Origin of the sequence: Tropicimonas sp. TH_r6, assembly GCF_033101155.1 — a bacterium.
In the GTDB taxonomy this organism is placed as follows: domain Bacteria; phylum Pseudomonadota; class Alphaproteobacteria; order Rhodobacterales; family Rhodobacteraceae; genus Tropicimonas.
In genome coordinates this window covers 1-12,411 of the sequence record NZ_JAWMPX010000018.1, presented here as the reverse complement: position 1 = coordinate 12,411, position 12,411 = coordinate 1, and the positions used below count along the sequence as shown (strand labels likewise).

At 61.9% G+C, this 12,411-nt stretch carries 13 protein-coding genes; 12 read left to right on the top strand and 1 reads right to left on the bottom strand.

Annotation, left to right across the window (positions count from 1 at the left end; translation table 11 throughout):
- The first annotated feature begins 5 nt into the window (after positions 1 to 5).
- The 4 genes from R3X27_RS16540 to R3X27_RS16525 are packed head-to-tail and all read left to right on the top strand — an operon-like array spanning position 6 to position 4,537.
- Positions 6 to 1,811, top strand: a complete 1,806-nt coding sequence (locus tag R3X27_RS16540) for a hypothetical protein (RefSeq protein ID WP_317709986.1) — start codon at positions 6 to 8, stop codon at positions 1,809 to 1,811.
- Positions 1,808 to 2,476, top strand: a complete 669-nt coding sequence (locus tag R3X27_RS16535; protein WP_317709985.1) for an ABC transporter ATP-binding protein — start codon at positions 1,808 to 1,810, stop codon at positions 2,474 to 2,476. Before R3X27_RS16540 ends, R3X27_RS16535 begins: the two co-directional genes overlap by 4 nt.
- A complete protein-coding gene (locus R3X27_RS16530; protein ID WP_317709984.1) occupies positions 2,473 to 3,660 on the top strand; it encodes an ABC transporter permease in 1,188 nt (395 codons plus the stop codon). Before R3X27_RS16535 ends, R3X27_RS16530 begins: the two co-directional genes overlap by 4 nt.
- A 1-nt stretch (position 3,661) precedes the next feature.
- On the top strand, positions 3,662 to 4,537 hold the full coding sequence (locus tag R3X27_RS16525) for a metal ABC transporter substrate-binding protein (RefSeq protein ID WP_317709983.1): 876 nt from the start codon (positions 3,662 to 3,664) through the stop codon (positions 4,535 to 4,537).
- Between the two features lie 258 nt (positions 4,538 to 4,795).
- On the opposite strand, the gene R3X27_RS16520 is transcribed toward R3X27_RS16525, so the two are convergent.
- The gene (locus R3X27_RS16520) at positions 4,796 to 5,470 is read right to left on the bottom strand and encodes a GntR family transcriptional regulator (RefSeq protein WP_317709982.1); all 675 of its coding nucleotides are present in this window, start codon (positions 5,468 to 5,470) and stop codon (positions 4,796 to 4,798) included.
- A 338-nt stretch (positions 5,471 to 5,808) separates the two neighbouring features.
- On the opposite strand from R3X27_RS16520, the gene R3X27_RS16515 reads away from it, so the two are divergent.
- The 8 genes from R3X27_RS16515 (at position 5,809) to R3X27_RS16475 (ending at position 12,143) form a co-directional block, all read left to right on the top strand.
- Positions 5,809 to 6,873: a 4-hydroxythreonine-4-phosphate dehydrogenase PdxA gene (locus R3X27_RS16515; RefSeq protein ID WP_317709981.1), complete on the top strand. Its 1,065-nt coding sequence runs from the start codon at positions 5,809 to 5,811 to the stop codon at positions 6,871 to 6,873.
- 59 nt (positions 6,874 to 6,932) lie between these two features.
- Complete coding sequence (locus R3X27_RS16510; protein ID WP_317709980.1) at positions 6,933 to 7,883, top strand: tripartite tricarboxylate transporter substrate binding protein; 951 nt, start codon at positions 6,933 to 6,935, stop codon at positions 7,881 to 7,883.
- A gap of 63 nt (positions 7,884 to 7,946) precedes the next feature.
- Entirely contained in the window at positions 7,947 to 8,420 is a 474-nt protein-coding gene (locus R3X27_RS16505) for a tripartite tricarboxylate transporter TctB family protein (protein WP_317709979.1), read from the top strand.
- Between the two features lie 5 nt (positions 8,421 to 8,425).
- Complete coding sequence (locus R3X27_RS16500) at positions 8,426 to 9,925, top strand: tripartite tricarboxylate transporter permease (RefSeq protein ID WP_317709978.1); 1,500 nt, start codon at positions 8,426 to 8,428, stop codon at positions 9,923 to 9,925.
- 2 nt (positions 9,926 to 9,927) lie between these two features.
- Entirely contained in the window at positions 9,928 to 10,842 is a 915-nt protein-coding gene (locus tag R3X27_RS16495; protein WP_317709977.1) for an NAD(P)-dependent oxidoreductase, read from the top strand.
- 428 nt (positions 10,843 to 11,270) lie between these two features.
- Entirely contained in the window at positions 11,271 to 11,654 is a 384-nt protein-coding gene (locus R3X27_RS16485; protein WP_317709976.1) for a hypothetical protein, read from the top strand.
- Complete coding sequence (locus tag R3X27_RS16480; protein WP_317709975.1) at positions 11,651 to 11,815, top strand: hypothetical protein; 165 nt, start codon at positions 11,651 to 11,653, stop codon at positions 11,813 to 11,815. The genes R3X27_RS16485 and R3X27_RS16480 overlap by 4 nt, the downstream gene beginning before the upstream one ends.
- Before the next feature lie 7 nt (positions 11,816 to 11,822).
- Positions 11,823 to 12,143 (top strand): hypothetical protein, encoded by a 321-nt coding sequence (locus tag R3X27_RS16475; RefSeq protein WP_317709974.1) that lies wholly within the window; start codon positions 11,823 to 11,825, stop codon positions 12,141 to 12,143.
- Positions 12,144 to 12,411: the final 268 nt, after the last annotated feature.

The window sequence follows — 12,411 nt, the reverse complement described above, 5'->3', positions numbered from 1 at the left end:
GGAGTTTGATCCGAACGTACGCAACGCTCGCCACCAGGACCGCAGCCTGGCTCGTCATGGCGCTTATTGCTTGTCTGGCCGCGCCTGCGGCACAGGCCGATTGGGTTAACCTTGGCGGCGCCGAAGTTGCGCCGAACATTGCGGAGTTCCATGTCGAGGACGGCGGCGTGCGCGTGGTCCTCGAGGTGTTTGTCGAAGATCTGGGGGTCTTCTCCGACCTCGTCCCGTCGGAATGGTGGAAAGATGCCGCCTCGACAACACCAGCCGCGGATACCCTCCGGCTTGCCCGGTTTGCCCGGGAGGGGCTGTCCATTCGTACAGGTGACGGGGCGTCCCTGCCGGTCGAGGCGATGGCAATCGAACGTCGATTGCGGGTCGAGCGGGCCTCGCCAATGGCTGGGGCGACCGATCCCTATACCGGTCGCACCATGCCCAGCCCACCGGAGGATCCGCGCGTGCTCTATGCGGAGCTGTTCTATCCGTTTGGTGGCGAGCGCCCTGACGGGCTGATGATCTCGCCGCCGCTGGATGAGAGCGGACAGGCCACCGCGACACTCGGGATGATCGTCTTTCACCGCGCCGTGCCGGTGATCGACTTTCGCTTCTTGTCTGCCCCAGCACAGCTGGCGCTGGACTGGAATGATCCCTGGTATTCGCGTTTCGACACTCCCAACCTCACCCGACACAACAAATATCCGCGCATGACCTTCCTCTATGCGGAACCCTACGAGATCCGGCACGAAGCGCTTGTCCGGGTCCGAGACGCGATGTCGCTCGTCGACCGCGAGATCGCGGGCGGGACTCTTTCCGCGCAGGAGGGGGATGCGCTGAGCAAGGCGGTGGCGGCAGAGATCGGTTCCCGCACGCCAATGACGATCGAGGGGGCACCGGTCCAGCCCGATTTCGACCGGGCGGCCTTCATGCGGATCGGCTTGCGCGGGCTGGAGTTCCTGCAGCCCGGCGAAGAGATCGATATAGACGCCGATATTCTCGGGTTGATCTGGTCGGCGCCGACTGATGGGCTGCCGCAGCAGGCAGAGCTTGAATGGACCTGGTTCGACAGCCGCAGCCCCGACGTTGCAGGCTATGCCGTCGACGCTGCGGGCCCCTTCCTGTTTCCGTTGACGCCCGAGGACGGGGTGGTCACCTGGACCAATCACTTCAAGACCCCGCCTTACCCCGAGATTGCGGCCGTCGAACTGGTGCGGCCCGACGAAACGCCTCTTCTGCTGTATCTGCTCGGTGGAATTGCCGCGCTCAGCGCTGGCTTTGCACTCGTTTCGGCATTGCGCGGTACACCGAGCGGGCTACGGACTGCGGTCATCGGCGCGGCCATTGCCGCTTTGGCCGTGGCGGCCCTGCCTGTGCTTCAGCATCGGCAGGCAACACGGCTCCCGGAGCTGGAACCAGAGCAACTGGAGGCGTTGACCGGGGACCTGCTGAACAATGTCTACCGGGCCTTCGATTTCCGCACCGAGGATCAGGTCTATGATCGTCTCGCGCTCAGCCTCGACGGGCCGGTTCTGGAACAGGTTTACCTCGAGCAGCGGGACGCCCTGCGGATCGAACGCGCCGGCGGGGCGGATGCGCGCGTGAAAGCGCTGGACGTTACCGGGGTCAGCCCGCAGGACACCGCCGATCCGGGAACGCTTCGCCTGCGCGCCGAGTGGGTGGTGCGCGGCACCGTTGGCCATTGGGGGCATGTCCACAGTCGAACCAACGCCTATGAGGCCGAACTGACGGTGGTGCCGGTTGACGGTGTCTGGAAAATCAGGGGGTTCGACGTGATCTCGCAGGAGCGGATGATGTGACGATCGAAATCCAGGATCTTGCCTATACCCATCCCGGCGGCACAACCGGGCTTCACGTGCCGCAGCTGACGGTGCAGGCGGGCGAAACCCTCGCCGTCATCGGTCCGAGCGGCAGCGGCAAGACGACATTCCTCAACGTGTTGAGCGGGTTGCTCCGCCCGGACAACGGCAGCATTCGGGTGAATGGCATCGCCGTGGATGCCCTGAGCCGGCGTGCCGCCCAAGTCTACCGCGCCGACTCGGTGGGTTACGTCTTTCAGGATTTTGGGTTGCTGGACTACCTTACGGCTCGGGACAACATCCTGCATCCCTTCCGGATTGCGCGCGGGCGACGGGTCACGCCGCATGCCCGGAACCGCGCAAACGAACTGGCCAAAGCGCTGGGCATTGCCGATCGGTTGACCCACAGGCCCGCCCAGCTCTCGCATGGCGAAAAACAGCGCGTTGCGATCTGCCGCGCAGTCGTCACCGATCCAAAGGTGCTGCTGGCGGACGAGCCGACTGGCAATCTGGATCCGGACACGGCGGCCCTTATCATGGATCACCTGCTGACGGCGCGCGACCGGCTCGGCGCGACACTGGTCATGGTCACCCATGATCACAGCCTGCTGGACAGGTTCGACCGTGTGTTGGACTTTCGCGACTTATGGCGGAGCGGCGCATGAACGGCATCGCCTATCTTGCATGGCGCCACACGCACTTTCACTGGCTGCGCAGCCTGACGCTGGTTCTGGTCATGGCAACGCTGATCACCATTCCGCTTCTGGCCGAAGTGCTCACCCGCGCGGCCGAGACCCGCATGATGTCCCGCGCCGAGGCGACCCCGTTGATTTACGGTTCCGCCGGGGCGCCGCTCGATCTCACCCTCACGGCGGCCTATTTCCGCGGCGACATCGAGACACCGATCTCGATGGAAGACTATGACTGGCTGATCGCCAGCCGGCTGGCCGATCTTGCCCCCGTCCATGTCGCGGGAACGTCGCGGAGCATCCCGATCATTGGCACGGATTTCGAGTATTTTCGCCTGCGAGGCTTGACCGCCGCCGCCGGACGGCTGCCAGTGTCGCTGGGCGAAGTCGTTCTGGGGGCTGAGGCCGCCCAGTCGCTTGGCGTCGCCGCCGGAGAACTTGTCACCAGCGACGTGAATCAGGTGTTTGACCTCGCCGGGGCTTATCCTGTCGGCATGTTGATCAGCGGCATTCTGGAGCCAACGGGAACGCCCGATGACGGCGCCATTCTGACCGATCTCAAGACAGGCTGGATCGTTTCCGGGCTTGGTCATGGCCACGAGGAGTTAACCCGTCAGACCAAAGCCGCGCTGCTTCTCAAGGGAGCCGGCGGCGATGCGATCACAGCCAATGCCAGCCTTCCCACCTTGGAAACCATTTCGGCCGATCAACTGGCCGATTTCCACTTTCATGGCCCCTCCGAGACCTTTCCGCTCTCGGCTGTGCTGGTGTTTCCCTTCGATGAGAAATCCTCGGCCCTGCTGCGGGGGCGTGTAGAGGCGCGCGACACCGCCGTGCAAATCCTGCGGCCAACCGATCAGATCCGCGGGCTCATGGAGAACGTCTTTCAAGTGAAATCCGTGTTGCAGGGGGTGATGCTGGCTGTCAGCCTCGCGGCCCTGCTGGCGATGGCGCTGGTGGTCTGGCTGTCTGTACAAATGCGCCGCCGTGAGTTCGACGTGGCGCTGCGGCTCGGTGCCGGACCCGGCCTTCCAGCAGCGCTCGTCGCGAGTGAACTCCTGCTGCTGTTGACCGCCGCGGTGATCATTAGCCTCGCCGTCACCTGGTCTGCGGCTCTCATGGAAGACCAGATCGCCCAGCTCTGGTTCAGGAATGGATAAGATGAGACTGTACCGCGCAATCCTTGCCACGCTCACTCTGGCGGCCCCGCCGGCCTTGGCTGATACGTCCCGAACCATCGCAGCCGTCAACGCACCGCTGGCCTATATCGCCAGTGTGCTCGGCGGCGCGCAGGTGGATGTGATCTACCCCCTGCCACCCGATGTGGATCCGGCTTACTGGAGCCCGTCGCCGGAGGAGGTTCAGGCCTACCAGCAAGCCGATCTCATCCTTTTGAATGGGGCCGGATATGCCGGGTGGGTCGAAAGCGCCCTGCTTCCCCGGGCCAGGCTGGTCGACACCACCGCAGCGGTGCAGGCGTTGTTGATCCCGGCCGAGACCGAGACCGTCGCTCACAAACACGGGCCAGAGGGCGAGCATGCCCATGACGGGGCCTATGCTTTCACGACATGGCTTGATCCGCAGATTGCCGAGGCCCAGATCGCCGCGGCGGCAGGTGCGATCTCTGCCCGCTGGCCTGACATGGCTCCGCAAATCGAACAGCGCACCGCCGATCTTCGGGCGGAAATCGCGGCGATGGACGCTGCGTTGTCGCGGTTCTTCTCGAAGGTGTCGGAGCGGCAGATCTTCGCCTCCCACCCGATCTACCAATATCTCGATTACGCCTATCCGGGCGACATCACCGCGTTGCACTGGGAGCCGGACACCGACCCTGGCGAGCAAGAATGGAGCGCCTTTGAGTTGGCAATCGACGCTGACCGTCATCCGATCATGCTTTGGGAGGATTTCGCGACAGCCGGGACTCAGCAACGGCTCGAAGGTCTTGGCGTCGAGATCATCGTCCTGAACCCAATGGCGAACGCCGAGACATGGGATGGGTTGTTCCTGAGGTTGGCTGACCAGGTCGCTGGAAAGTAGCCACATTCCCGGGAACCCTTCGATGCGTTTCTGTTGAAAGCAAGGCCGCCGCGCTCGACAGCAGAATCAGAGGAACCTGTCTTGTGTCAAGCTGGGGTCGGGTAGCTTCGCCGGATGCCGAAACGCAGTTTATTCAAGTAGTTCAAGACGAGCGAAGAGATCATGCGCCTGCCATGCATCGCAAACCGCCCGTCCACGTTCTTTCCGCGCGATACGTTCGCGCTCGAAAACCAGGATATTGGTCTTCGAGCACTGTGATCAGAGCCGCTCGCGAACGCGTTGCCAGGAGTTCTGCAGGTGCTTTTCCATGACCCGCCCGAGCGCTTTGCCATCCCGCTTGCGAAGAGCATCGGCCATTTCTTCGTGCTCGGCGACCGCATCGTCCCAGGACTCAATGCCGCGATTTCCCATGAAGCGTATCCGTTTCAGCCGGGCCTGAAGGTTCGACTGTGTCTCTTCCAGCGCCGCATTCTTGGCGTAATGCGACAGCCTTGAGTGGAATTCCTGGTTTAGTTTGTAATACGGCATGCGTTCCCGGGCGCGCCAGAATTCAAGCATTTCCTCGTGCAGCGACAACAGGTCCGCGATCTCCTCGTCGCTCGCCCGTTCGCAAACAAGATGACCTGCGAGCAATTCGATATGCGCGAGTAGCTCCAGCATTCCTTTGACATCCTCTGGCGTGAGAATGCGCACAACGCTGCCCTTGGAGCGTTGCGAAACCACCAGTCCCTCTGCGGCCAGCGTTCGCAAGGCTTCGCGAAAAGGTGTACGGGAAACGCCGAATTTCGTTGCGAGCTCGACCTCGTCGATTCTCGTCCCGGGCTCGAGGTAGCCCTCAATGATCATATCGCGGATCTGGTTTGCGACCTGATCGTGAAGGCTGAGGTTCCGAATCGCGACCGGTTCGCCCGCCCCACTCACCTGATTCTGCATGCACACCTCCCGTTAACCCGCTGTTCCAAGGTATAAAGAAACATTTTTTCGATGCGAGCCTTGCATGTTGTATAATTTATGCATTATGCAACATGCAAGGGAGGAAACTGGAGCTGACATGGACGCGTTCGGAGGAAAATGCGTCGATGGTCGATCTCCAGAAGCGCGTCCGGGCGCCCGCCGCGACTTGCCAGCCGGCAAGGCGTTCGGCATCGGCACAGCCCGCCATCGCGGCCTCTTCGGGACATGGAAGGCCGGAACCTGTGGGGCAAGCGCCCCGGTGACGGTCACGCAGAAACGGGACGGGACGCGATATGGCGAGTGGATTGAGAGTGGCCATGGCACTGGGCGATGCCGGCGGCATCAGCCCGGAACTGTCGGCGAAGGTCATTGCGGATGCGGATGCCAACGCGGAGGACCTTCTTGTCATCGGAGACTGGCGGCTGCTGAAACGCGGCGCCGAGCAGGCGGGCGTTTCGATCGACCTGCCGGTGCTCGGGCTCGACGCGCTTGGTGGAGACCTGCCTTCGGGCAGCTTCATGGTCGATCTTGCCAATTGCGACCCTGACACGCTTCCGCTTGGCGAAGCGAGCGTCGGCGGCGGGCTGGCCAGCGTGCAGAACTTCCGGGCCGCACTTCTGGCCGCCAATGCCGGCCACGCCGACGCCGTGTTTTTCACGCCCTTCAACAAATTCGCAATGCGTCTCGCGCAGCCCGATTACGTCGACGAGATCGGCTTCATCGATGCCACGATCCACCCCGCGGAGAGCGGACGGGAGTTCAATGTCCTTGAGGAAATCTGGAATGCCCGGGTGACGTCGCACATCCCGTTGAGCGCTGTTGCCGGGCGGATCACCGAACAGCGCGTCTTCGACAGTCTCTGCCTGACCGACAAGACCATGCGGCATGTCGGTTACGAGCGTCCGCGCATCGCCGTCGCGGCGCTCAACCCGCATGCTGGCGACGGGCGGAACTTCGGCACCGAGGATGACGACCTGATCCTGCCGGCGGTCAAGCGGGCGCAGGACCTGCAGATCGCCGCGACAGGCCCAATCCCGTCCGATACCGTGTTCGTGCGCGCCATGCGCGGCGAGTTCGACGCGGTCATGACCATGTATCACGACCAGGGACAGATCGCGATGAAGCTCATCGGCTTCGACCGTGGCGTGACCCTGATTGCCAACTACCCGTTTCCGATCGTCACGCCGGCCCACGGTACGGCCTATGATATTGCCGGACAGGGCATCGCCGACCTTGGCGCGACCCGGAACGCCGTCAATCTCGGTCGTCGGCTGGCGCTGATCGAGAAGCAGACGAGCAGGGCGGTCTCGGAGGAGAGCCTGTCCGACCTGTTCACCCGGGCGCTCGACCCGTCAACCATCTGGGAGACGCGGGCGTCCTGAGAATGTCTGGCGGCAGCGGGGCGTTGCCGTCATCTGTCAACCCAAGGGAGGAACTACACATGAACAAACTGCTTGGCACCGCGTCGCTCATCGCTTGTGCATTCGGGGCTGGATTTGCCACCGCCGACGAGTATCCGTCGAAAACGATCGAAGTCGTGACCCATGCCGGCAATGGTGGCGGCACCGACGTCACCACGCGCATGATGATGCTGCGGGCTCGGCGCGAACTCGGCGCGGACATGGTTGTCGTGAACAAGAAGGGCGGCGGCGGCGCCGTTGCCATGGATCACTATCTCGACATTCCGGCCGATGGTCATGCGATCCTCACCTTCACCATTGGTCACGCCGCGACGGTCGCCAAGGGCAAGACCAAGATGACGCTCGATGACATCCGGCCGATCGCTCGCGGGACGGACGATCCGCAGATCCTGATGGTACGTTGCGGTGCATACGAGAATGCCGAGGCCTTCGTTGCCGCTCAGAAGGAAGCGCCGATTTCGTATGGCACGACGCATCTGGGCAATATCGATGACGTTTCGGCCTTCATGTTCACGCTCAAGGGCGACATGCAGATCCCGAAAATCGTGCCTTTCGAGGGCGGTGCGGAACTCGCCACCCAACTCGTGGCCGGTGCAGTGGACTCCGCGGTGCTGAACCTTGCAGAGGCCGGCTCGCAGATCGAAGCCGGCGACATCTGCCCGATCGTGGTTCTGGCGGATGAGCGCATGGCGGGCCTTCCCGATGTGTCTACGGCCAAGGAACTCGGCATTCCGGTCAGCTTCTCGACCGTCCGCGGCTTCGTTGTCCACAAGGACACCCCGGATGATGTCGCTGCTCGGATCGAAGAGGCATTGATGGCGTCAATGAACCACAGCGTCTACCAGGGTTTCCTGGAATCCGTCGGCCTCGACAGCACGTCGGTCGCCGGATCCGAAGTCTGGGGCGAACAGGTCACGACAATGACCACGGATATGGAGACCGCTCTCAAGGAACTTGGCTTCATCGAGTGATCTGAGACCGGCGCGGCGCATCTTTCGATGTGCCGCGCCACCATCCGGGAAGGAACGTCACCCATGAGTGCCGATAGTGACCGCACGTCACGCGCCATCGCCCATTTTGTCGTGCCCGGCGGGATCATTGCATTCTGCGCCTTGGCATATTGGTTGAGCACACAGTTCGAACGTGTGCCGCCGATATTGAAACGCGGGATACAACCGTCGGATTTCCCGCAACTCGTCATCGGCCTGATCGTTTTCCTCGCCATCGTGTTGATGGTGACGGACCGCTCGGATCCGCCGAGCCCGCTCAGTGGCACCGTCTGGAAAACCATGGCCCTCCTGATCGGCTTCATGCTTGTGGCCGAGATCGATATCTTCATCGGCCTGGCACTCTTTGCCGGGACGTTGACCCTGCTATGGGGCGAACGGCGCCCGATCATGATCGTACTTGTGGCCGTGATCGTGCCTGCCCTGGTGTTTCTGCTCTTTGACGGCGTTTTCGAGATCCGCTTCCCGCGCGGCCTTCTGACAAACCTCTGGTACGGGTGACCCCAATGGAAGCCGCACTTTCCGGGCTCATGGCCCTTGCAGATATCAATCTGCTCATCCTCATCTTCGCCGCAACCCTGGGCGGTGTCCTCGTCGGCGCTCTGCCCGGCCTGAACGCAACGACTGGCGCGGCACTGCTTCTGCCTTTCACGATCACGATGGATCCGATTCCGGCAATCGCGATCCTCACGACGATCTACTGCGCGGCAACCTTCGCCGGCGCGATCACCGCGATCCTGATCAACACGCCCGGCACCTCTGCGAGCGCCACAACCTGTCTCGACGGTTACCCGCTGGCGCAGCGGGGGGAAGCTGGCCGGGCACTCGGAATGGCCGCAGTCTCCTCGACCATCGGCGGCCTCATCTCGATTGTCTGCCTCATGCTGGCCGCCCCCCTGATGGCCCGGGCCGCGTATAACTTCGCGCCGCCGGAATACTTCGCCCTGACCGTCTTCGGCCTGTCGATGCTGGCAACGATCGGCGACGGCTCCCCGGTCAAGAATATCATCTCAGGCGCATTCGGTGTGCTGCTGGCCACTGTCGGCATCGATCTGCTGACCTCGATCGAGCGCTTCACTTTCGGCTGGAACGAGCTCTCCGAAGGAATCGGGTTTGTCCCTGTGATGATCGGTGTGTTCGGCATCTCCGAATTGCTGGTCCAGGCCGATAACCTGCATGTCGAACGCAAGCAGGTCATTATGAAAGCGATCCGCCTGCCGAGCCGGGACGACTACCGCAAGGTCTGGCGCACCATCCTGCGCAGCACGGGGATCGGCACCTTCATCGGCATCCTGCCCGCCGAAGGCGCCACGATGGCCTCCATGATCGGATATAACGAAGCCAAACGCTGGTCCAAGACACCGGAAGAATTCGGGAAAGGCTCGCTTGAAGGCATTGCCGGATCGGAGGCCGCCAACAACTCCGCAACCGGCGGCGCAATGGTGCCGACACTGGCGCTCGGCATTCCCGGCAGCCCGACCGCCGCAGTGGTCCTCGCCGGCCTGATGATCCATGGGCTGCGCCCGGGACCGACTATGTTCACTGAGCAGGCCGAGTTCGCCTTTGCCATCTTCTGGTCGATGATGTTGGTCAACGTGATCTTCTTCTTCATCGGCCTCTGGGGCGCCAAGATCTTTGCCCGCGTCACCCTGATCCCGATTCAGATCCTCTGGCCAATCGTCTTCACCTTCTCGATCGTCGGCGCCTACGCGTTGGAGCAATCCATGCTGGATGTCTGGGTCGCAATCGTCTCTGGCATCATCGGGTTCTTCATGCGCCGCTACGGCTTCTCCGTCGTGCCGCTGGCCATCGGGTTGATCCTCGGAGGCATGCTGGAAACCCGCCTCGGCCAATCGATGGTGATGCTCGACGAAAAGTGGTGGCTGATGTTCACTCGCCCGTTGTCGCTGGTGTTCTTCGTTCTGACCGGTCTCGCGCTGTTCGGACCCATGCTCTGGAACGGCTTCGTCAAGCAGCGTCCGCCGCTGGAATCGACGGGGGAATGACCATGACCAAACCCGTGATCGGCTTTGTCGGTATCGGCCTTATGGGACACGGGGTCTGCCTCAATATCCTGAAGGCCGGTTTCCCGCTGGTGGTCGTCGCGCACCGCAACCGCGCGCCGGTCGAAGACCTGGTGGGGCGGGGCGCAACGGAAGCGCTCTCGGTCGCAGAACTGGCCTCGGCGTGCGACATCATCCATATCTGCGTCACCGGTTCGCCGCAGGTCGAGGCGGTTATTGGTGGCGATGACGGCATCGCCGCCAATGCACGGGCGGGCAGTGTCGTCGTGGATTGCTCCACATCGGATCCCGTCAGCACGGCACGCCTGGCCGAGACCCTCGCCGAAAGGGGAATCTCCATGGCCGATGCTCCGCTGGGCGGCACGCCTGCAAATGCTGCGGCGGGTACGCTCGGTGCACTCGTCGGGGCGGATGACGACACCTTCGCCCGGATCGAACCCGTTATCAGCGCCTGGTCCAGAAACATCATGCATCTCGGCCCGGTGGGAACAGGGCATAAGATGAAGCTGATCAACAATTTCATGTCGCTTGGAAATGCCGCTCTGCTATCCGAGGCAATGGCGATTGCTCGCAAGTCTGGACTCACGGTCGAGCAGTTCGATCGCGTAATCGGAACCTCCCGAATGCATAACGGTTTCTATGACACGTTTATGAAATGGACCCTCGAGCGTGACGATACCGCCCACCGTTTCACGATCACCAACGCCCACAAAGACATGCGCTACCTGTCCTGTCTCGCGATAGGCTCGGGAGCCCTGAACCCGCTGCAGGATATTGTGCGCAATCAGCTATCCGCAATGGAATCGGCCGGCTCAGGGGCGCAATTCGTACCCATGATTGCCGACTTCATTGCGTCCGCGAATGGGCTCAACTCAGAGGTCCCAAACGACAAGAAGTGATCCTCAAGCTTGGCGGTTTCCAGTCGCCTCCCGTTGGATTGCTTTGCGCGTACGCGCATGAGCCCGACTAAATCGGTGAACGGCTCACAACTCGCTGGTTCATTTCCGTCCCACGAAACTCAGCTATCGCCGGCTCAGGTCAATCCCGTTGGCGCGACTTCTTGGCCGGAAGCCGTCATCTGACGGTTTTGCTCTGATGACTGACTTTGTTGTGCAAATCGGATCAAGGCGAGGCCTACCCCTTTCCCCTGAAAAAACTATCCAATGTCCACATTGAAAGGGGGGCTGCGCGCGGTGTGGCCGATCAGAACCGCGGTGCATTCTCTGAGTTCGACGACTTGGCTGTCGACGTCTCGTGCCACGAGCCGCTGGCCCAGTAGTTTCACACACTGCATCCCGTGACTGCCCGCTAAAACTGGGGCCATTGATTGGACGACGAATGGGGAAGAGAGATGGCTCGGAAACGGTATTCGGATGAGGACGTCCTCAAGCTGCTTCGAGAGATCGAGTTGAAGCTGGAAAGCCGCATCGCGAAACTGGAACGCGCCGATCCGAAGGGAACGATCCTCCCATCCGTCGTCGTCGTTGGCTTCACGAATCCCGACCTGACTTCCGAGCCAGCCTTTGCCTATCTCATCGGCTGCGCGTTTGATCAGGTGGTCAGAAAGGTTGGCGAAGACCCGGAAGACTTCTACCGGCGGGCCTATGCCATCCGAGCTGCTGAATGCCAGTTGGATGACATGACCGACGACGAACGCGCGGCGGCATATGCAGCCGGTGATGCCCTCAGAGCAAGGGAGAACCCGGTATGACCCTCAGAAGCAGAATCGACCGTTTGGAGCAGGGGCGGGACACCGGCCCTGTCGTCGTCATCGCGGATTGCGTTGGTCGCGACGGAGAGTTGTTCAGCCACCAAACCGACCTCACGGGCAAGCGGGAGATCCTGCTGGAGCCGGATGTGGACAGGCTGTGAGGACAGCATGAACCTGACAAACCGCATTGCACGCCTTGAAGCCGCCATGCCCGATCCCCGCGACCTGCCGATTCAGGTGGTCGAACAGATCCCATCCAAGGACGGAACCATGGAAGCCGCCACCGTCGTGATAACTGGAACGGAACTCGGCACCATAAGCCGGGAGAACACCGAGACAGAAAGCGCTTTCCTGCGCCGCGTTTGCGCCCTAAAGGCCGGTGGTGGCACTTATAGCGACATGACCCATGTGGATGCAGGCGCGCGCCGCCCAGGCTTCGACCGACGACGAACTGGCCCGGCGTTACGTGGCCAATGGGACGTTAGGTGACGAGTTCTGGAACGGGTTGCTCGACAGCGTGGCGAAGGAGGGACAAAGGATTGGCGATGCCCAACGGACTGTCTAACGCAGCTGGCCAGCGATAGAGGGCAATGCAATGTTGATAAACCCGGTCCAAACGCTAATCGCAATAGTACCTTATGACCGGTGCTCCCTGGCTTGGCCTCGTCGCCTATGCTATAGCCCGGTCTTCTAGTTTTTAGCGCCCTAAGGTAGCATTGAAGTACCTCAAGCAACACAAATCGGTCCAGGAAAGCAT

What these genes read in the sequence shown, in the direction of transcription:
- R3X27_RS16530 (WP_317709984.1), top strand. Translation starts at nt 2,473, where the DNA reads ATGAACGGCATCGCCTATCTTGCATGGCGCCACACGCACTTTCACTGG.
- R3X27_RS16525 (WP_317709983.1), top strand. Translation starts at nt 3,662, where the DNA reads ATGAGACTGTACCGCGCAATCCTTGCCACGCTCACTCTGGCGGCCCCG.
- R3X27_RS16520 (WP_317709982.1), bottom strand. Translation starts at nt 5,470, where the DNA reads ATGCAGAATCAGGTGAGTGGGGCGGGCGAACCGGTCGCGATTCGGAAC.
- R3X27_RS16515 (WP_317709981.1), top strand. Translation starts at nt 5,809, where the DNA reads ATGGCACTGGGCGATGCCGGCGGCATCAGCCCGGAACTGTCGGCGAAG.
- R3X27_RS16510 (WP_317709980.1), top strand. Translation starts at nt 6,933, where the DNA reads ATGAACAAACTGCTTGGCACCGCGTCGCTCATCGCTTGTGCATTCGGG.
- R3X27_RS16505 (WP_317709979.1), top strand. Translation starts at nt 7,947, where the DNA reads ATGAGTGCCGATAGTGACCGCACGTCACGCGCCATCGCCCATTTTGTC.
- R3X27_RS16500 (WP_317709978.1), top strand. Translation starts at nt 8,426, where the DNA reads ATGGAAGCCGCACTTTCCGGGCTCATGGCCCTTGCAGATATCAATCTG.
- R3X27_RS16495 (WP_317709977.1), top strand. Translation starts at nt 9,928, where the DNA reads ATGACCAAACCCGTGATCGGCTTTGTCGGTATCGGCCTTATGGGACAC.
- R3X27_RS16480 (WP_317709975.1), top strand. Translation starts at nt 11,651, where the DNA reads ATGACCCTCAGAAGCAGAATCGACCGTTTGGAGCAGGGGCGGGACACC.
- R3X27_RS16475 (WP_317709974.1), top strand. Translation starts at nt 11,823, where the DNA reads ATGAACCTGACAAACCGCATTGCACGCCTTGAAGCCGCCATGCCCGAT.